We start from the raw sequence: 18,404 nt of genomic DNA, 5'->3' as shown, positions 1-18,404 counted from the left end.
GGTATCAAAAGATACCGAAGACCGACAAACAGTGAAGCTGACACTCCATCATCAGAACCTCAGAGGCTCCTAAGAGTGCGATATACAGACGCTCTTGTCGTTATGACCAAACCGCCCACATATCTCTTCGTTCATATATCAATTTCAAAGAGCAAGAGACAAAAATCAGACCAGTGCGCCCTAACTTGCGGCGCGCCCGCCCAGATCTGCCTCAAAATTTCTACTTCACATCCCTCCAGAACCTTCGTTCCGGCCGTCCGATCCGCCCCGCCGTGCGCCTCAGCGCCGCCGGTGAAGGGGGTTTTAGTGTTAGTCCCCGGAACCCGCAAGCGGTTTTTGAAAGAAAAATGACGATTCCCTCAAAAAACCAAACAAGACACTGATATCATTAATCTTATTATGTTGAAACTTTCCGCAAACAGCAGATTTTGAGCTTGAGACGCCCTACCCCACCCCGGCCGCTGCGAAACGAAAACCCCTTATCCCCCAACCTCAACGCAACATTTGGTAGAGGACCCCAATTCCGCATCAAGTCTCACAGGAATCGCGGCGGAAGCTGGCATGGGAATCGCCCAAGAAGTGGCGCTGGGGGGGGGGAGCCTCAACCACGGGTCTCGCGAGGGAATGCGGCATGAGCCGCCTTGCGTCGCTTTGCTGGCAGTCGCAGCAGGAGCAGAAGCGCGATTCCCGCCAGATAAAGCAATGGCTCCGTCTGCCAGCCTTTGCGCAGCATCACGAAATGCACTCCGCCCAAGACGACAGCCGGGTAAACCAACCAATGCAGACGACGCCAATTGCGCCCGAGCTTGCGGATCGCGGCATTATAAGAGGTCGCAGCCAGAGGGATCATCAGAGCAAAGGCCGCCATGCCAATGGTGATGTAGGGACGCTTATAGATATCCGCGATGATCTGGGACGGGATTTGCACATCGAGCACAATCCAGACCAAGAGATGCAGGAAGATGTAGAAGAAGGCGATCAGGCCGAGCGCGCGGCGGAACTTGATCAGGTTTACACCAACATAGCGCCGCAAGGGCGTGATACAGAGCGAGGCAATCAGCACCTGAAGACCAAGAAGGCCGATCTTGTGCTCCATCGCCTTGACCGGATCGACGCCGAGCTGTCCGCTTACCCCGGCATAGAAATACCACGCAGGCGGGATCAGAGCGCCGAAATAGAGCGGCCATGTCGGGATACGCCGCGCAAGACGGTTGATATGATCGACCATCAATACTCCTTGCTCAGGTCCATGCCCTGATAGAGGGAGCCGACCTGCTCTTCGTAACCGTTGAACTTCACCGTCGCGATGCGGGAGGCGAAGATACCGCCGCCGATGCGCCGCTCACTCGCCTGAGACCAGCGCGGGTGGCTCACCTCCGGGTTCACATTGGAATAGAAGCCATACTCGCGATGGTTCGTGGCTTTCCAAGTGTTCACCGGCTGCTCTTCCTGCAGCGTGATCTTCACCACGGATTTGATCGACTTGAACCCGTATTTCCACGGCACCACCAAACGAAGCGGGGCTCCGTTTTGATTGGGAAGCTCTTTGCCATAGAGCCCCGTCGCCATGATCGTCAGCGGATGCATCGCCTCATCGAGACGCAGTCCCTCTACATAGGGCCAGTCGAGAATGGGGCGTCGCTGCCCCGGCATTTCATCCGGGCGGAAGAGTGTCTCAAAACGCACATATTTGGCAGAGGGCGCAACCCCCGCCAGATTGAGCAGCTGGTTCAGCTCGAACCCGCTCCAAGGGATGACCATGGACCAGGCCTCGACACAACGAAACCGATAGATGCGTTCGTCGATATCGACCCTGGCCAGAATATCGCCCAACCCATAGCTGCCGGGGCGTTCCACCATGCCGTCGATCTCGACGGACCACGGATCGGTGGTCAGGCTGCCAGCGTAGCGGGCGGGGTCTTCCTTGCCCGTGCCGAACTCGTAGAAATTGTTGTAATTGGTGATCTCTTCATAGGTGTTCGGTGTCTCGGTCGTGTCGAAACCTTTGATCTCGAACTCCGGCGCCTCTTGGGCTTTTGCGCCCGTCGCGGCCAAAAGGCCCGCACCAGCCATGCCCGCCATGATCATGCGGCGGTTCAAATAGGTCCGCTCAGGCGTGACCTCAGAATATGGCAGATTTAACTTGTGTGACATTGGACCCTCCCGAGCTGCTTTCTAAAAAACTAGCCCGGGCGGCCCAATGCTCAAACCAAACTTATCTCACAGATGCGTTGGCTTTTTGTAACTTTCCGACGCGTACTGGTCATGATGATAGCTTGGGACCAGCCGATCCAGCGGGGTCGATGTCCCATCCGCCTGCACGATCCGCACATGACGGCGACGCATCTGGCGCGGCTCCAAAACCCCGACAGAGTGCGCGATCATCTCAAGTTCATGGATCGTCGCCGTGGCATAGGCCGCAACCTTTTTATACTTGTCCTGCACCACAAGCCCGCCTTGAAGATGCGGGTCATGGGTGGTGATGCCGGTCGGGCAGGTGTTCTTGTTACACTTAAGTGCCTGAATACAGCCGAGCGAGAACATAAAGCCGCGCGCGGAGGTCACGAAATCCGCACCGGCACAGATGGCCCAAGCCACATCGGCCGGGTTCACGAGCTTGCCGGCAGCGACAATGCGGATGCGATCATGCAGCCCGTATTTGTCACGCAGATCAACGATACGAATGAGCGCTTCCTTGATAGGCATGCCGACCAGATCGATCAGAGGCATCGGCGCCGCACCCGTGCCGCCCTCACCGCCATCGATGGTGATGAAGTCCGGGGCGCTCTCTTCACCGCGTTCCTGGATCAGAGCAAAGAACTCTTCCCACGGGCGCGAGGACCCCACAACGAACTTAAAACCAACGGGTTTGCCGGTGACGTCGCGGATATGGTTGATGAAGTCGAGCAGATCGCTGAAGTCATCCACCTCCCGGTGACGGTTCGGAGAAATGCCGTCTTCGCCGGGTTTCAAGCCGCGAATGGCCGCAATCTCGGGCGTGATTTTTGCGGCGGGCAGAATGCCGCCTTTGCCGGGCTTCGCGCCTTGAGACAGCTTGATCTCGAACATCCGCACTGTTTCATTCGCCGCCATCGCGCGCAGCTTATCGTCATCGAGGTTGCCGTCGTCATCGCGAATGCCGTATTTCGCCGTGCCGATCTGATACACAAGGTCCGCACCGCCCTGGAGGTGGAACGGAGACAGACCACCTTCCCCGGTGTTGAGCCAAATCCCAGCCTCTTTCGCGCCTTTTGACAGTGCCAAAACGGCGGGTTTGGAGATCGCGCCGTAAGACATCCCGGAAATGTTGAAAATCGACTTGGCCGTATAGGGCACACGGCAATACTGGCCGATCACTATCGGCTCAGTCACCGCGAACTGATCATCCAACGGCGGGAAGGCCGCATTCATGAAGATCGGCGTGCCGGGAATGGACAGGGAACGGGTGGACCCGAACGCAACCGTGTTGCCCTTGCCATCGGCAGCCCGATAAATCCAGTCGCGCTGCGCCCGGTTGAAGGGCATCTCTTCGCGGTCCATCGCAAAGAAGTACTGGCGAAAGAATTCGCCCAACGTCGAGAACCAGTGTCGGAAATGTCCGATCACCGGATAGTTGCGCAGGATCGCATCCCGCGTCTGTCGCTTGTCGAGCACGTAAAGCGCAAAGGCAATGAGGGCCATCGCCCCGATTACGACCACAAACACCAGCGCCAGAATTTGCAGCGCCATCATCGCCCAATGCCAGAAGGCCATAAAACGTCTCTTTCTTACAGGTATCTTTTTCCTGAACCTGACAGATAGGCGGCAGAAGACAACTCCAAAGGTAGCACTGTTAGCGTTAAAAATCGGTATTCTTTTGCATACGAAAAACGGCCCCGAAGGGCCGTTTTCAGCTTAGCTCAGTGCACCACGGCGTCATCCGGAGCGGGCTTGTTCGATGCGCCTTTGCGTTCGCCAAGGATGAGCCCATCAATCCCGGCACTCACCGGAATAACGTCCCCATCCTTCACGTCACCCGCGAGCAAAAGCTCGGCCAGCGGGTCTTGCATCGCACGCTGGATCACACGTTTCAGCGGACGTGCACCGAAAACCGGATCATAGCCTTCATCAGCCAGCCACTGTTTCGCGGCATCATCAATCGCCAGCGAGATGTTGCGTTTCGCCAGACGTTTTTCGAGACGCGCAAGCTGGATCTCAACAATCCCGCCCATATCGCCACGCCCCAGACGGTCAAAGATGATCGTCTCGTCCAGACGGTTGAGGAACTCGGGGCGGAAATGCGCCCGCACCGCGTCCATCACATCACGTTTGGCAACCGAGCTGTCGGCGCCTTCCGGCAACTGGCTCAGGGCCTGCGACCCGAGGTTCGACGTCAGGATGATCAGCGTCTGTTTAAAGTCCACGGTCCGGCCCTGACCATCGGTCAGCACACCATCATCGAGAACCTGCAACAGCACGTTGAACACGTCCGGGTGGGCTTTCTCAACCTCATCGAACAACACGACCTGATAAGGCCGACGCCGCACGGCTTCGGTCAGGACACCACCCTCATCGTAGCCGACATAGCCCGGAGGCGCACCGATCAAACGGGCGACCGCGTGTTTCTCCATGAACTCGGACATGTCGATGCGGACCATCGCATTGTCGTCGTCGAACAGGAACTCTGCGACCGCTTTCGTCAGCTCGGTTTTCCCGACCCCGGTCGGCCCGAGGAAGAGGAAGGAACCCAGCGGACGGTTTTCGTCATTGAGACCCGCCCGAGCACGACGCACCGCATTGGCGACGGCGTGAACGGCGGCTTCCTGACCGATGACCCGTTTGTGCAAGCCATCTTCCATCCGCAGGAGTTTCTCCCGCTCACCTTCGAGCATTTTCGACGTCGGAATACCCGTCCAGCGTTCGACCACCTCTGCGATCTGCTCGGGGCGCACGGCCTCTTCGACCATGAGATCACCCTCAGCTTCGATCTCTCCGGCTTCCGCGAGCTGTTTTTCAAGCTGCGGAATGATGCCGTAGGACAGCTCCCCGGCTTTCGCCAGATTGCCTTCGCGTTTGGCGATTTCCAAAGCGGCGCGGGCCTGGTCGAGTTTCTCTTTCAGATCGCGCGTGCCTTCGAGTTTCTGCCGCTCAGCTTCCCATTTCGCGGTCATCGCATCAGACCGATCCATGAGATCAGCCAGCTCCTGTTCGAGCTTCGCAAGACGATGTTTGGACGCCTCGTCATCCTCTTTCTTCAGAGCTTCGGCTTCGATTTGAAGCTGAAGGATCTGACGATCGAGCGCATCGAGTTCCTCGGGTTTGCTGTCCACTTCCATCCGCAGACGGCTGGCCGCCTCGTCGACAAGGTCGATGGCCTTATCCGGCAGGAACCGGTCGGTGATGTAGCGATGGCTCAACGTGGCCGCAGAAACGAGCGCAGAGTCGGAAATCCGAACCCCGTGGTGAAGCTCGTATTTCTCTTTGATACCGCGCAGGATCGACACGGTGTCTTCCACCGTCGGCTCCTCGACCACGACCGGTTGGAACCGGCGGGCCAGAGCGGCGTCTTTCTCGACGTATTTGCGGTACTCGTCCAGAGTGGTCGCACCGACACAGTGCAACTCACCCCGCGCAAGCGCCGGTTTGATCAGGTTCGCCGCATCCATCGCACCATCGGTTTTGCCCGCCCCCACAAGGGTGTGGATCTCATCGATGAAGAGAATGATTTCGCCTGCAGCGGCCTCGATCTCTTTCAGGATGGATTTCAGACGTTCCTCAAACTCACCGCGGTATTTAGCACCAGCAATCAGCGCGCCCATGTCGAGCGCAAGGAGTTTCTTGTTGCGCAGGGACTCCGGCACGTCGCCGTTGACGATCCGCAGGGCAAGACCCTCGGCAATCGCGGTTTTACCCACGCCCGGCTCACCGATCAGGATCGGGTTGTTTTTGGTCCGACGCGACAGCACCTGCATCGAGCGGCGAATTTCTTCGTCACGGCCGATGATCGGGTCAATCTTGCCTTCCTCGGCGGCCTCGGTCAGGTCACGCGCATATTTCTTCAGAGCCTCGTAGCCATCTTCGGCAGAGGCACTGTCAGCGGTGCGGCCTTTGCGAATGTCATTGATCGCGGCATTGAGTTTCTGCGCCGTCACGCCACCAGCATCCAGCGCGTCTTTCGCGGCGGATTTGGTGATCGCAAGAGCGGTCAGAAGCCGTTCGACCGGCACGAAACTGTCGCCCGCTTTCTTGGCAAGCTTTTCGGCCTCATCGAGGACTTTCGCGGTCTGTTGATCCATATAGGTCTGCCCGGCATCGCCGGAGACCTTCGTCAGTTTATTAACAGCGACCTCATTGGCGGCCATCACGGCCTTCGCATCGCCACCCGCATTGTTGATCAGGTTGGCGGCAAAGCCTTCTTCGTCATCGAGCAAAGCCTTCAGAAGATGCTCAGGTTTCAGAGCCTGATGGCTCTCCCGCATCGCGATTGTTTGCGCAGCCTGAAGGAAACCACGCGACCGTTCGGTGAACTTCTCCATGTTCATACCGTCTCTCCTCTTCCAAGCGCCCCGGATGAATTTCCGCGCCCGCTTTGCGGCACGCATGAGGGTCGGGGCCTTCCACTCCTAGATGGGGATCGCGGGCCCATCACACAAGAGTACCTGTTGCAAATTTGGAACAAATTCGTCGACAAGGCGTTCTTACTCAAAGCGTCATCAGAACGCAGCAAAAAATGATCTTTGGGACTCATGCACGGAGACCGGACATGCAAAGTTATGGAGCAGAAATTCAGGGCCTCACATATAATGCCGCAGAGCAGACATATCAGGCCCGCGTCGTCTTTCATGAAGCAGGCGAACGCATCACCTTCCCCGTCGAATTCACCGCACCGATCAGCGCCGACTATGCCACAGTCAGCCGCGGCCTTGCTCTGCGCGCCCGCGCGCTGCGCAATCGCAAACGGGGCGCGAACGTGTCCCGGCTGAAAGATGTGGCACAAATCGCAGCCCGTCAGGGGCATTTGAACACCTGAACCTCTTGACCCGAAGAGCGGTCTGCGCAAGGAGGGGCAAACCAGAGAGGATGTGCCCATGACTGCCCAGACCGCCGATGACCGCCTGATCGTTGCCCTTGATGTTCCCAATGTCGTGCAAGGTCTCGATCTTGCCAATCGCATTGGCGATGCGGTGTCCTTCTACAAAATCGGCCTCGGCATGCTGACCGGCGGCGGCTTTGCGCTGGCCAATGAGCTCAAGCAGGAACAGGGCAAGAAAATCTTCCTCGACATGAAATTCTTCGACATCGGCGCGACCGTGGAAAACGCCGTGCGCGGTGTGGCGCAGCATGACATGGATTTCCTGACCGTGCATGGCGATCCTTACGTGGTGAAAGCCGCGAAAGAGGGCGCCTCCGGCTCGGACATGAAAATCCTCGCGGTCACCATCCTGACCTCCCTCGACCGCACCGATCTCGACGGCGCATTGATCAAGGACGGTGAGATTCGCGATTTGGTGCAGGAACGCGCGGGCAAAGCCTTCCTCGCCGGTGCCGATGGCGTCATCGCTTCGCCGCAGGAAGCCGCGTTGATCCGTGCGCTGCCCGAAGCCGAAGGCAAACTGATCGTCACCCCCGGTGTTCGTCCGATGGGCGCGGCGCTTGGCGATCAGAAACGGGTCGCAACCCCGGCACAGGCCATTCGCGATGGGGTTGATCACATCGTCGTCGGGCGTCCTGTGTGGCAAGCAAAAGACCCGCGAGAAGCAGCCCTCAGCATCCAGCACGAGATCGCCAATGCGATGAGTTGAGACGGCTGATTAAAGCGACAAAGTTTCAATATAATGCCGTGTCCGATCTTTCAGAAAGGGCACGGCATTTTCATGTGATAGGAACGCATCAACAGGCATGAACTGCCAATATTGGCCCTCATCACCAAAGCGGATCATCTCAGCGCTCAACTCATCCCAGATCGCCCCGAAATGCCAACCGCCGGTGTGTCCCGGATAGCGATAGAAACGCCGATAGCCGATCCGTTCCGGCGCGAGATCGATCCCGAACTCTTCCCGCGTTTCCCGCAGAACACAGGTGAGCGCACTTTCATTGCCTTCACGCCCTCCGCCGGGCAAATCCCACATGTTCGGATAGGAAATCGCCGGGATATCATCGCGCAAAAGCGTGAGGACGGCACCTTGCGTCAGGATGGTGATCTTCGCCCCGACGAAGTCACCGCCCTCCTCAGACATCGTCGTTAATGTCCTTATCCCAGACTTTCACCTGCCCTTTGCGCACCCCGAATATCTGCCGCATGGCGAACCATGCGATCAGGGAGAGCACGGCAAAGACCAGAGCCAGAACCGCGATATTCGTCCCAAACCAGCCGAGAAACAGCAAGAGCGCCACGATCGCCGCGCCGACCGCGAAGCCAAGGAAGATGAAGCCCGCGACCATCACTTCAAGCGCCATAAGCACCACAGCGGCAAGGCCCCAGAACCACCATTCGAGCACAAGCACGATCTGGTCCATCACGCTTTACCTTTCAAAAGATTAAACGCATCGCCAAAGGCCTCAAGCGCGGCCGACGGCAGGACGATGGTCTGTTTTCCAGTCCCCTCACCCAGCGCAGTCAGTGCTTCGACCTGTTTCAGCGCAACCTGATACTGCGCCGCCTCAATGCCATTCTTGGCAATCGCCTCGGCCACAACGCTTGTCGCATAGGCTTCGGCATCAGCCTGAATCCGGCGCGCCTTGGCCTTTTGCTCGGCGGAGTAAAGCTCCGCATCGGCAGCGAGTTCGACGGAGCGTTTTTCGCCTTCCGCTTCCATCACGGTCGCCCGGCGGGCACGTTCGGCATTCAGCTGCTGCAACATCGCGGCACGGGTCGCCTCGTCGAGATTGACGTCCAGCACCTCGGCGCGCGTCACCTCGATCCCCCAATTGTCGACCGCGTCCTCGACCGCCACCTTGATTGTCGCGATCAGTTGCGAGCGGTTCGACTGTACCTCGTCGAGTTCCATCTTACCGATCTCAGCCCGCACGATCCCGGCCACGGTGGTCGCAATCGCCGCATCGACATCGCGGATACGATACACGGTCTTTTCAGGCTCGATGATGCGGTAAAAGACGGAGGTCTCGACCTTTACCAAGACGTTGTCGGAGGTGATGGCGTCCTGCAAAGCATTTGGCAGCTGGCGTTCAAGAATCGAGATTTTATGCGCCACAACGTCGATCAGCGGCACGATGAAGTTGATCCCCGGCCCGAGCACAGTGCGCAACCGCCCGAAGCGTTCGACCACGAATTTCTCGGACTGCGGCACGATCCGCACGCCCTTGAGGACAAGAAGGACGACAAAAGCGGCCAGCGCGAGGACGACGATATTGCCGCCCGTGAGAAACTGCACCGTATCAATGGAATTCATGAGTAACCTTCCCCAAACTGATGATGTCGGGGCATAGCCCCCCTGATGAGATGGGTATAGGATAGCGACGTATCAAGAAAGCAAATGATGCCTGCTCCCGCCATGTCCTGTCTGTGTCGCGATTGCCTCACCACCTTCGAAGCTGGTTCGCGCTGCCCCAAATGCGGGCGGCCAAGGGTGCTGTCGCATCCGGAACTTTTCAGCCTGTCCATCGCGCATATGGATTGCGATGCGTTTTATGCCTCGGTCGAAAAACGCGACAATCCCGAGCTGCGTGACAAGCCGGTGATCGTCGGCGGCGGCAAGCGCGGGGTCGTGACCACCGCCTGTTACATCGCCCGGATCAAGGGGGTGCGCTCCGCCATGCCGATGTTCAAGGCACTGGCGCTTTGCCCGGAAGCCGTCGTGGTGAAGCCGAGGATGGAGGCCTATGTCGCCGCCTCCCGCGAGATTCGCGACATGATGAACGAGCTGACCCCGGATGTGGAACCGCTCTCCCTTGATGAGGCTTTTCTGGACCTCACCGGCACGACAAAGCTTCACGGCCATCCCCCCGCCGTCATGCTCGCCCGTTTGGTGAAACGGATGCGCGAAGAGTTGCACCTCACCGGCTCCATCGGGCTGTCGCACAACAAGTTCCTCGCCAAGATCGCCTCCGATCTCGACAAGCCCCGCGGGTTTTCCATCATTGGTGAAGCCGAGACGATGGAGTTTCTCGCGAATAAGCCCGTGAGCCTGATCTGGGGCGTGGGCCGCGCGACACAGGGCGCGCTCGACAAGGCCGGAATTCGCACCTTTACCGATCTGCGGCGCTGGGAGAAAGAAGACCTTCACGCCAGATTCGGGTCGATGGGCGACCGTCTCTGGCACCTTGCGCGCGGGCAGGACAACCGACGTGTGTCCGCGCATAGGCCAGTGAAGTCGATCTCCAATGAGACGACCTTTTCGGAGGACATCGGCGCGCTTGATCTTTTGGACGGGCATCTGTGGCGCTTGGCGCAGAAAGTCTCAGACCGCGCCAAGGCCAAGGATCTCGCGGGCCGAGTCGTCACGCTCAAACTCAAACGCGCCAATCACGCCACGCTGACACGGCGCCTGACGCTCTCCGATCCGACGAACATCGCGGACCGCATGTACCGCACCGCCCGCGAGCTGTTGGATCATGCGGTGGAGAACGGTCCTTTCCGACTGATCGGCATCGGCCTCGCCGATCTCGTGTCGGCAGATAAGGCCGATCTCTCCCCCGACCTTCTGGATCCCGACGCCAGCAAACGGGCGCAGGCAGAGCGTGCCAGCGATGAAATCAGACGGCGGTTCGGGAAAGATGCAATCTTGAAAGGCCGCGCGTTGCGTTAAGGCGCATTCGCTTATTCGGCGGCGAGCGGCAAGCCCTCCGCCCCGATCTCCGCAATCGTCTTGGCCGCAGCGCTGATCCGCGCCCGCAGTTCCGGGAAATCAGAGTGCAGCGCCAAGGTGCGCTCATTCATATACAGCGAGCGGTCGATCTCGACCTGGAGGGCGTGACACTGCCGGGACGGGCGACCGTATTGCTGGGCGACATAAGCTCCGGCAAAAGGCACGTTGCGCGAGACGATGAAGCCTTGGACCCGAAACGCCTCCTCCACTGTGGCGACGATGCCCGGAGAGGCCGACACGCCGTAGCGGTCCCCGATCACAATCTCCGGCCGTTTGCCCCGCGCCGTCCGAATCGATTTCAGAGCCTCACGCGGCATCGAATGGCAATCGATGAGAATCGCCTGCCCGAAAAGCGCCCGCGATTCGTCGAGCACCGCTTTGAGCTGGGCATGGTACGGCGTCCACACCGCATTGATCCGATCCTGCGCCTCGTCTTGGCTGATTTTTCCACGGTAAATATTGCGTCCCCCGGCGACCACACGCGGGATCACGCCAAGACCCGAGGATATACGGGGATTGAGACCGCTTCGTGTGATGCCTTCGATCAAGGCGGGGTCCAGCTCATCGGCCCTGCGGTTGAGATCAACCCAGGCGCGGGGATAAAGCGCTGACAACAGCACCGCCCCGAACTCCGGCACCTCTGCATAGAGACGATCGACATGCGCATCCTCGGAAGATCGCAGCAGTGAGGGATCAAGAACCGTCCGCTCCACCATCTCTTTCGGATAGAGGCGCCCACTGTGCGGCGAGGCAAAAACCACAGGCGAGCTGTGCTTTTCCGGTCTTTGCAACAGATAAGGCACATCACGCATGGGCAATCCTTGGCAATCCTTTCACTCAAAAACTATAGACATGGAAATTCTCTGCCAAAAGCCCTTGAACAATTATCCGACTCCTTTTATACGCCAGCGGACTGACGCGGGAAATGCCCCGCGTCTTGTTCTTTCCGCTTCAAAGCGTTAGAGGGCAAGGCGCAATTTCCCGAGGAGGAATGGGCGTATAGCTCAGTGGTAGAGCACTTCGTTGACATCGAAGGGGTCACAAGTTCGAACCTTGTTACGCCCACCATTCTTCCTCAGTCGACTGGTTTTAACTGGCGCAGGCAGGCGCCGCGAAAAGGAGAAGAACATGAAAGTTCGCAATTCCCTCCGCTCGCTGAAAAACCGGCACCGCGACTGCCGCGTCGTGCGCCGTAAAGGCCGCGTGTACGTGATCAACAAGACGCAGCGCCGTTTCAAAGCCCGTCAGGGCTGAGATCAGCAGCGATCACCAAAAAAAGCCGCTCGTGTTTCACGGGCGGTTTTTTTGTGTTCAATCTCAGGAAAATCACAACGCCCTGCGGCGCAATGCCATCAGCCAGAGATGGACAGACGCACCCCCGCAGAAAGCCACCAAAGCAAAGCCGATCAATCCGGCCATCCCCAGATGCTGCACGAGCCAAAGCAAAAGTGGCGTGCCGATCAGACTTCCGATATTTCCGGTCTGGGCCAGCGCACCATTGGCGAGCGACTGATCCTCAACCTTGGAGTTGAGAACAGGAATGGCCGAAAAACTCCCAGCCTGCACAAGACCGAGCGAGGCGATCATAACAATCGCGACCTCGCGCTGTGCCACACCCAAACTCAGACTCAAGGCCATCAGCGCAGCAATGGAAAACCCTGTGATCACAACCGAAACGGGTGGAAGAAAGCGCAACAGGCTGACGCCGAGAACCATCGACACAGAGAGCGCCGCCAGCGGCATCACGCCCGAAATCACCCCGCGCTGCTCCATCGGCAGGAAATCCGGAAAAACCGTGATGATCGCCATGAAAGACATCGCGTAAAACAGCCAGCCCATCGCAGGGGCCGCAACATATGGCGAAGAATAGGCTGCGACATGGCGGGAAATGATGTCACGCAACCCCAAAGAAATATGGTCCGTCCTTCTGTCGGACACGGGCAAAATACGCGCAAGAATCAGCGCCATAGACCAAAGCAGAAAACCGTGGACATCCAACAGCGCGTAAACTCCGAACCTCTGAGCGAAAGGAAGTCCGAGCCATGAGAACAGTGCAAATGCCACGGCAAACACGGTGCCCCAGAGCGCCATAGATGCGTTTCGGATCGCAACAGGTGCGATTTGACCGATCAATGTCGGGGCCGCCACCACGATCACGAGATGCGAAGCCCCTTCCAGAAAACGCGTCGCCAACATGACCGGAAAACTGAGACCTACGCTCTGCAACAGGGACAACGCACCGCCCAGCATCAACGCCCAGATCAGAAGCCTGCGAAACCCGTAGCGCGACAAAATCATCCCCGCGAACAATCCAAAGAGCAGGCCCATCGCACTGACCGCCGAAACCAGAAAACCGAGCTTGGGCCCAAGCCCAGGGTAAATCTCGCGAAACAGCGGGAAGGTGACAGCCACCTTTGCAAATTGTCCGGCGGCCAGAATGCCGCTGACCCAAAGGAACAAAATGGTCAAACGTACAGTTATATCATTATCCTTCATGCTCTAAAGCGTTTCTGCTCAAACCCTGATTCAGGTTTAAGGAGAAACGCTTTAAGCGAATAGCATTGGAAAATATGAACTCAATCCTCAAATTCGCACAGGCACCCGTTAGCGCCATCACACATAATCCATCTTCTGCCGCCAATCTGTCAGGTGCTCCCAATCCATAGGCCTCGCCCCAAACAAAAAGGCGCGCCCGAAACCGGACGCGCCTCAGAGGGTTCAAATCTTCTCAGCGTTACTTCGCAACGTCGATCAGGATTTTGACATGAGCGCCAGCCGGATCGAGCAGCGCGTCGAACCCTTCGGTCACAGCCTCATCGAGAACGATTTTCTTGGTCACAACTTTTTCCGCCGGGATCGCGCCGGAGGCAATCAGATCAACCACTTTCGGCCAGTAATGGGTCGGATAAGCCCAGGCACCGCGGACATCGACGTCTTTGAAGGTCACGTCATGCCAATGCAGTTTGCTGTCTTTGGTGTGCAAACCAACTTGAACAATCGTGCCCTGTTTGCGGACCGCTTGCAGACCGGTGTTCAAAGCGGCTTCGTTACCCGAAGCTTCGATCACCTTGTCACAGCCCACGCCGCCTTCGGTCTGAGCGCGCACTTCGGCCACCACATCGACTTTCATCGGGTTCAGAGTGATGACTTCCGGCATGATCTCTTTGGCGAGCTTCAGGCGGGTTTCATTCACATCAGAAAGGAAGATTTTCGTCGCGCCGTAAGCTTTGGCGGAGAGCATCGACAGCATGCCGATCGGACCAGCACCGGACACCAGCACGGACTCACCGGCGGTCACTTCACCGCGTTCACAGGCGTAAACGGCCACGGCGGTCGGCTCGACCAGCGCGCCTTCTTCCCAGCTCATGCCATCGGGAATTTTCACCGCGTTGTAGTCGTTGACGATGGAGGCTTCGGCAAAACCGCCGGACATCCAGCTCAGACCAACGAGGGCGAGATCTTCGCTCAGGTGGAACAGACCACGGTCGGAGAAGTAATCCCCGGAGCGCGGCATCACCAGCGGCTGCACGGAGACGCGGTCGCCCGACTTCACATGGGTCACACCCTCACCGACGGCGATCACTTCGCCGCTATATTCGTGGCCCAGAACCTGCGGGCCGCTGGCTTTGGTGAAAGGGTGCGGCTCAACCGGCACAAAGATCGGACCGGCGACATATTCATGCAGGTCGGTGCCGCAAATACCGGCGTATTTGTTCTTAATCGCAACCTGACCCGGACCCGGTTGGGGGATTTCGTCAATTTCTTCGATCCGCAAATCTTTCGCGGCATGGAATCTCAGGGCTTTCATGTGAAGTCTCCTTTGGAAATCTAACAGGCACTACGTGGCGATATCCCGCACGCGCAGATGATCGGCAGCCTCAAAATTCAACACGGACAACCGATACGACTTACCTAGGGTCAGCACCCCCAAAAGGAAATGTGCACCATTGCGCACCGTGCTGTGTATCACTTTGATTAAAAAGATATTTCGCACTCACCTTAACAAAAAACGCCGCGCAATGCGCGGCGTTGATCATACTTATGAGACGGTCAACTCAGACCTTACGATAAATCTCATCCTCAAGTTCGGACGTATCGACACCAAGGCTTTCCAAACCATCTTCAAGGTAATCCGCCAAAAGCGGGATACCGAGGAGATATGTCTCGGTCGGACCAATGGCCTCTTGTTTCGCGGTCTCGAAAGCTTCGTCATATTCATCGAAGGTTTCACGTCCGATCCACATGACAGCCACCAGAGCGGCTTTCTCATCTTCGTTCAGGCCGCGGATGAAACTTTGCAACTCGCGTCCCGTCCCATCGGACGGCCGAGCTTCCAAGATCGTGTCACCATCGGCATCATCCGAGGGCGTATCCCAACGACCAACTTTTGCCCCAAGCTCGCGCGCACGCACGATAACAAAGGCGACTTTGTGCGGGCTGATATCCATGACGGGGTCCTCCAATCATCTGACTGAGTGTGCATCTTACATGATTTCGAGCACATGACCTAAGTCAAACAATCCGGTTTGAGAAGAGCGCGTCAGGATTTTTGCACAAGCGTCGCAGGTGACGTAGCGGGAGCGTCTGCAGCCAATTCCTCGAAATCGAAATTATCGAGACGGTGCGCCCGCTTACCTGCTTTTTCAGCGGAAATCTTGATGTCTTCGAGGTCTTTCGCGGCCTGTCCAAAGTGCCTGTCGAGATTGCCGACGCGCGTGCCCAGACGCTCGACATCCGCATAGAGCATCGACAGCTCTTTGCGGATCGCACCGGCCTGTTCGCGCATCCGCGCATCCTTGAGAATCGCCCGCATCGTGTTGAGCGTCGCCATGCAGGTTGTCGGCGAAACGATCCAAACACGCTTCTCAAACCCCTCCCGAACAAGCTCCGGGAAGTTGGCGTGCAGCTCGGCATAAACCGCCTCGGACGGCAGGAACATCAGCGCGCCATCTGCCGTTTCGCCTTCGAGAATATATTTGTCCGAGATATCAGAGATGTGCTTTTTGACGGCCTGCCGCATCAGTTTCGCGGCCTCGTTCAGTTCCCATTGCGTGTCGGCGCGCCGCAGGGCCTCATAGGCCTCCAACGGAAACTTACTGTCGATCGCAATCGGCCCCGGCGGATTCGGAAGGTGGATAAGACAATCCGCCCGCCGCCCGTTCGAAAGCGTCGCCTGCAAGGTATAGCTGTCTTTCGGGAGCGCCTTGCCGACAATGTCATTGAGCTGAATCTCCCCGAACGCCCCGCGCGTTTGTTTGTTCGACAGGATGTCCTGAAGCGACAATACGTTGCCCGACAGCTTCTCGATATTCGCCTGCGCCTTGTCGATAGTTTCTAATCGTTCATGCAAAGCGCCGAGCGATTTTGCCGTGCGCTGCGCCGAGCCCTGTAGGTTGACGTTCATCGTCTCCGTCACCAACGCAAGACGCTTTTCCATCAGTTCGAGCATCCGCGCCTGAGATGCGACTTGCGCCTCAGAAACATGAGTGAGACCGCCCGCGAGCTGTTGCTGCCCGTCGGAAAGCATCTGCACCCGCTGACCGAGCTGGTTCATCTGCTGCGCAATCGGAAGCGCCATCTTCGCCGCCTCGCCGGAGCGCTTCAGCACCACGATCAGAAGGATGAAAAAGACAAGAAACACCGCGCCGCCAAACAGGGCGACGAGTGTCAGGGGATCGTTGAAATCAAGTGTCATGTGCGTCCGAAAAGTCGTTCGATGTCGGAAAGTTTCAGCTCCACATAGGTGGGCCGTCCGTGGTTGCACTGCCCGGAGTGCGGTGTCGCCTCCATCTCGCGCAAAAGAGCATTCATTTCCTCGGCATGCATCCGGCGGCCCGAGCGGATCGAGCCATGGCAAGCCACACGCGACAGCACGGCTTCGATCCGGGCCTGAACCGTGTAGCTGTCGCCGAGATCGGACAGCTCGTCGAGAATATCCTCGATCATCGCCTTCGCCTCAACCCGGCCAAGGATCGCCGGCGTTTCGCGCACCGCGATCGCGCCGCCACCGAAGGGTTCGATCACAAGGCCCAGCTTGGCGAGATCGTCCGCCATATCCAAAAGCATCTGCGCATCATTGGCGGAGAGATCGACGATCTCCGGGATCAAAAGCGCCTGCGCTTTGACGCCGTGTTCGGCCATCTGATGTTTGAGTTTCTCATAAACCAAGCGTTCATGCGCGGCGTGCTGATCGACGATCACGATGCCGCGTTCGGTCTGGGCGATGATGTAATTCTCATGCACCTGCGCCCGCGCTGCGCCAAGCGGCAAAGCCTCCACCGCAGGTGCGGCCTCCACCTCTTCCATCCGCGCCGACGGGACGGACATCTCGGAAAACCCCGGCGTCGTCATTGGCTCAGTGCGCTCGGGCGCTTGCCAGTTGTAGCTTTGCTCCACCATCTCGGACGACGGGCGATAAGGCGCGGTATAGCCCTGCGACGGACGGTCCATTTGGTAGGTGCGGGGCTGCTCGGTCTGTTCCGGGCGCATCGCCCCCAAGGTCGCGCTCGCCACCGTGGTCGAGGCGCGATGCCCCGCTTCGGCCAAGGCGTGACGCAGCGCCGAGACAATCAGGCCGCGCGCGATCCCCGGCTCACGAAACCGCACCTCGGATTTCGCCGGGTGCACGTTGACGTCCACCAGATGCGGATCGCAGTCGATGAAAAGACAGGCCGCCGGATGGCGATCCCGCGACAGGAAATCGAAATAGGCCCCGCGCAGCGCACCGACCAAAAGCTTGTCGCGCACCGGACGACCGTTCACAAAAAGATACTGCGCAACAGCGGACCCGCGCGAATAGGTCGGCAGCGCGGCATACCCGGTCAGCGTCAGCCCCTCGCGCTCGGCATCAATCGCCAAAGCGTTTTCTGCAAACTCCTTGCCCAGAACCGTCGCGAGCCGTCCGTGAAGCGCATCGAACATGTCGCCGCTCTCGGGATCGGCCCGGAAGGTCACCCGTCCTTCGCCGCCACCAGACACATCGCGCAGAGTAAAGCCGACATAGGGTTCGGCCATCGCCAGACGCTTGATCACATCGGAGATCGCCTGTGCTTCGGCCCGATCCGTGCGGAGGAATTTGAGACGCGCGGGCGTGGCGTAGAAGAGATCACGCAGCTCAACCACGGTGCCGCGGGAGGCGGCCGCCGGTTTCACAGGGTCCATCTTGCCGCCCGACACAGACATGGTGACGCCTTCGCCGCCTTGCACCCGCGAGGTGAGTTTTAGACGCCCGACCGCACCGAGCGACGGCAGGGCTTCGCCACGAAACCCAAAGGTGTGAATATCGAGCAGGTCCGAACCGTCAATTTTCGACGTCGCATGGCGCGAGAGCGCGAGAGGCAGATCATCGGCGCTCATGCCGCAGCCATCGTCGCTCACCCGGATGAGGGTTTTGCCGCCATCGGCATAGTCCACTTCGATCCGGGTCGCGCCCGCATCGACAGCGTTTTCCACCAGTTCTTTTACCGCAGAGGCGGGCCGTTCCACGACCTCCCCGGCCGCAATACGGTTGATTGCACCCTCATCAAGCTGACGAATGACGGGGCGTGGCTGATCTTGGCTTATGTTGCGTGCGGGAGAGTTCATGACACCAGAAGTAGC

17 protein-coding genes and 1 tRNA gene are annotated in these 18,404 nt (G+C 58.4%); 5 read left to right on the top strand and 13 right to left on the bottom strand.

Going from position 1 to position 18,404, the window contains the following annotated elements; genetic code table 11:
- Window positions 1-601: 601 nt before the first annotated feature.
- The 4 genes from msrQ to clpB form a co-directional block, all read right to left on the bottom strand.
- Window positions 602-1,228 carry a protein-methionine-sulfoxide reductase heme-binding subunit MsrQ gene (gene msrQ, locus ACYBHZ_RS05295; RefSeq protein ID WP_460273164.1) on the bottom strand — a complete coding sequence of 209 codons (627 nt, stop codon included), beginning with the start codon at window positions 1,226-1,228 and terminating at the stop codon, window positions 602-604.
- A complete protein-coding gene (gene msrP, locus ACYBHZ_RS05290) occupies window positions 1,228-2,154 on the bottom strand; it encodes a protein-methionine-sulfoxide reductase catalytic subunit MsrP (protein ID WP_460273163.1) in 927 nt (308 codons plus the stop codon). The genes msrQ and msrP overlap by 1 nt, the downstream gene beginning before the upstream one ends.
- A 66-nt stretch (window positions 2,155-2,220) precedes the next feature.
- Window positions 2,221-3,753 carry an FMN-binding glutamate synthase family protein gene (locus ACYBHZ_RS05285; RefSeq protein ID WP_460273162.1) on the bottom strand — a complete coding sequence of 511 codons (1,533 nt, stop codon included), beginning with the start codon at window positions 3,751-3,753 and terminating at the stop codon, window positions 2,221-2,223.
- Between the two features lie 146 nt (window positions 3,754-3,899).
- Window positions 3,900-6,521 (bottom strand): ATP-dependent chaperone ClpB, encoded by a 2,622-nt coding sequence (clpB, locus tag ACYBHZ_RS05280; RefSeq protein ID WP_460273161.1) that lies wholly within the window; start codon window positions 6,519-6,521, stop codon window positions 3,900-3,902.
- A 221-nt stretch (window positions 6,522-6,742) separates the two neighbouring features.
- On the opposite strand from clpB, the gene ACYBHZ_RS05275 reads away from it, so the two are divergent.
- Together ACYBHZ_RS05275 and pyrF are read left to right on the top strand one after the other, a co-directional pair.
- Window positions 6,743-7,009, top strand: a complete 267-nt coding sequence (locus ACYBHZ_RS05275; protein ID WP_460273160.1) for a hypothetical protein — start codon at window positions 6,743-6,745, stop codon at window positions 7,007-7,009.
- 58 nt (window positions 7,010-7,067) lie between these two features.
- Window positions 7,068-7,781, top strand: a complete 714-nt coding sequence (gene pyrF, locus ACYBHZ_RS05270; protein WP_460273158.1) for an orotidine-5'-phosphate decarboxylase — start codon at window positions 7,068-7,070, stop codon at window positions 7,779-7,781.
- A gap of 9 nt (window positions 7,782-7,790) precedes the next feature.
- On the opposite strand, the gene ACYBHZ_RS05265 is transcribed toward pyrF, so the two are convergent.
- From ACYBHZ_RS05265 to ACYBHZ_RS05255, 3 genes are read right to left on the bottom strand one after another with little or no spacing between them, the layout of a single operon-like run.
- Window positions 7,791-8,216, bottom strand: coding sequence for an NUDIX domain-containing protein (locus ACYBHZ_RS05265; protein ID WP_460273157.1), 426 nt, complete (start codon window positions 8,214-8,216; stop codon window positions 7,791-7,793).
- A complete protein-coding gene (locus tag ACYBHZ_RS05260) occupies window positions 8,209-8,496 on the bottom strand; it encodes an NfeD family protein (protein WP_460273156.1) in 288 nt (95 codons plus the stop codon). The genes ACYBHZ_RS05265 and ACYBHZ_RS05260 overlap by 8 nt, the downstream gene beginning before the upstream one ends.
- A complete protein-coding gene (locus ACYBHZ_RS05255) occupies window positions 8,496-9,389 on the bottom strand; it encodes an SPFH domain-containing protein (protein WP_460273155.1) in 894 nt (297 codons plus the stop codon). Before ACYBHZ_RS05255 ends, ACYBHZ_RS05260 begins: the two co-directional genes overlap by 1 nt.
- A 102-nt stretch (window positions 9,390-9,491) precedes the next feature.
- Between ACYBHZ_RS05255 and ACYBHZ_RS05250 the strand changes: the two genes are divergently transcribed.
- Window positions 9,492-10,745, top strand: coding sequence for a DNA polymerase IV (locus ACYBHZ_RS05250; protein ID WP_460273191.1), 1,254 nt, complete (start codon window positions 9,492-9,494; stop codon window positions 10,743-10,745).
- 11 nt (window positions 10,746-10,756) lie between these two features.
- On the opposite strand, the gene ACYBHZ_RS05245 is transcribed toward ACYBHZ_RS05250, so the two are convergent.
- Entirely contained in the window at window positions 10,757-11,617 is an 861-nt protein-coding gene (locus ACYBHZ_RS05245) for an N-formylglutamate amidohydrolase (protein ID WP_460273154.1), read from the bottom strand.
- 181 nt (window positions 11,618-11,798) lie between these two features.
- On the opposite strand from ACYBHZ_RS05245, the gene ACYBHZ_RS05240 reads away from it, so the two are divergent.
- Both ACYBHZ_RS05240 and ykgO read left to right on the top strand, forming a co-directional pair.
- Window positions 11,799-11,873: transfer RNA gene (locus ACYBHZ_RS05240), tRNA-Val, on the top strand.
- 60 nt (window positions 11,874-11,933) lie between these two features.
- Window positions 11,934-12,059 carry a type B 50S ribosomal protein L36 gene (gene ykgO, locus ACYBHZ_RS05235; RefSeq protein WP_005850168.1) on the top strand — a complete coding sequence of 42 codons (126 nt, stop codon included), beginning with the start codon at window positions 11,934-11,936 and terminating at the stop codon, window positions 12,057-12,059.
- 72 nt (window positions 12,060-12,131) lie between these two features.
- Here ykgO and ACYBHZ_RS05230 read toward each other — a convergent pair whose 3' ends face one another.
- From ACYBHZ_RS05230 to mutL, 5 genes are all read right to left on the bottom strand, one after another.
- Window positions 12,132-13,274, bottom strand: a complete 1,143-nt coding sequence (locus ACYBHZ_RS05230; RefSeq protein WP_460273152.1) for an MFS transporter — start codon at window positions 13,272-13,274, stop codon at window positions 12,132-12,134.
- 265 nt (window positions 13,275-13,539) lie between these two features.
- Window positions 13,540-14,613 carry a 2,3-butanediol dehydrogenase gene (locus ACYBHZ_RS05225; protein WP_460273151.1) on the bottom strand — a complete coding sequence of 358 codons (1,074 nt, stop codon included), beginning with the start codon at window positions 14,611-14,613 and terminating at the stop codon, window positions 13,540-13,542.
- Between the two features lie 247 nt (window positions 14,614-14,860).
- Entirely contained in the window at window positions 14,861-15,253 is a 393-nt protein-coding gene (locus ACYBHZ_RS05220; protein ID WP_460273150.1) for a DUF3775 domain-containing protein, read from the bottom strand.
- Between the two features lie 92 nt (window positions 15,254-15,345).
- On the bottom strand, window positions 15,346-16,500 hold the full coding sequence (locus ACYBHZ_RS05215; protein ID WP_460273149.1) for a DNA recombination protein RmuC: 1,155 nt from the start codon (window positions 16,498-16,500) through the stop codon (window positions 15,346-15,348).
- A complete protein-coding gene (gene mutL, locus ACYBHZ_RS05210) occupies window positions 16,497-18,389 on the bottom strand; it encodes a DNA mismatch repair endonuclease MutL (RefSeq protein WP_460273148.1) in 1,893 nt (630 codons plus the stop codon). Before mutL ends, ACYBHZ_RS05215 begins: the two co-directional genes overlap by 4 nt.
- Between the last annotated feature and the right edge of the window lie 15 nt (window positions 18,390-18,404).

The sequence above is a fragment of the Celeribacter sp. ULVN23_4 genome, from assembly GCF_054788345.1.
Note: the sequence above shows the minus strand (reverse complement) of the source record. Positions and strands in the feature narration are given on the sequence as shown.

Coding starts and splice junctions, on each gene's coding strand:
- msrQ (WP_460273164.1), bottom strand. CDS start 1,228: ATGGTCGATCATATCAACCGTCTTGCGCGGCGTATCCCGACATGGCCG.
- msrP (WP_460273163.1), bottom strand. CDS start 2,154: ATGTCACACAAGTTAAATCTGCCATATTCTGAGGTCACGCCTGAGCGG.
- ACYBHZ_RS05285 (WP_460273162.1), bottom strand. CDS start 3,753: ATGGCCTTCTGGCATTGGGCGATGATGGCGCTGCAAATTCTGGCGCTG.
- clpB (WP_460273161.1), bottom strand. CDS start 6,521: ATGAACATGGAGAAGTTCACCGAACGGTCGCGTGGTTTCCTTCAGGCT.
- ACYBHZ_RS05275 (WP_460273160.1), top strand. CDS start 6,743: ATGCAAAGTTATGGAGCAGAAATTCAGGGCCTCACATATAATGCCGCA.
- pyrF (WP_460273158.1), top strand. CDS start 7,068: ATGACTGCCCAGACCGCCGATGACCGCCTGATCGTTGCCCTTGATGTT.
- ACYBHZ_RS05265 (WP_460273157.1), bottom strand. CDS start 8,216: ATGTCTGAGGAGGGCGGTGACTTCGTCGGGGCGAAGATCACCATCCTG.
- ACYBHZ_RS05260 (WP_460273156.1), bottom strand. CDS start 8,496: ATGGACCAGATCGTGCTTGTGCTCGAATGGTGGTTCTGGGGCCTTGCC.
- ACYBHZ_RS05255 (WP_460273155.1), bottom strand. CDS start 9,389: ATGAATTCCATTGATACGGTGCAGTTTCTCACGGGCGGCAATATCGTC.
- ACYBHZ_RS05250 (WP_460273191.1), top strand. CDS start 9,492: ATGTCCTGTCTGTGTCGCGATTGCCTCACCACCTTCGAAGCTGGTTCG.
- ACYBHZ_RS05245 (WP_460273154.1), bottom strand. CDS start 11,617: ATGCGTGATGTGCCTTATCTGTTGCAAAGACCGGAAAAGCACAGCTCG.
- ykgO (WP_005850168.1), top strand. CDS start 11,934: ATGAAAGTTCGCAATTCCCTCCGCTCGCTGAAAAACCGGCACCGCGAC.
- ACYBHZ_RS05225 (WP_460273151.1), bottom strand. CDS start 14,613: ATGAAAGCCCTGAGATTCCATGCCGCGAAAGATTTGCGGATCGAAGAA.
- ACYBHZ_RS05220 (WP_460273150.1), bottom strand. CDS start 15,253: ATGGATATCAGCCCGCACAAAGTCGCCTTTGTTATCGTGCGTGCGCGC.
- ACYBHZ_RS05215 (WP_460273149.1), bottom strand. CDS start 16,500: ATGACACTTGATTTCAACGATCCCCTGACACTCGTCGCCCTGTTTGGC.
- mutL (WP_460273148.1), bottom strand. CDS start 18,389: ATGAACTCTCCCGCACGCAACATAAGCCAAGATCAGCCACGCCCCGTC.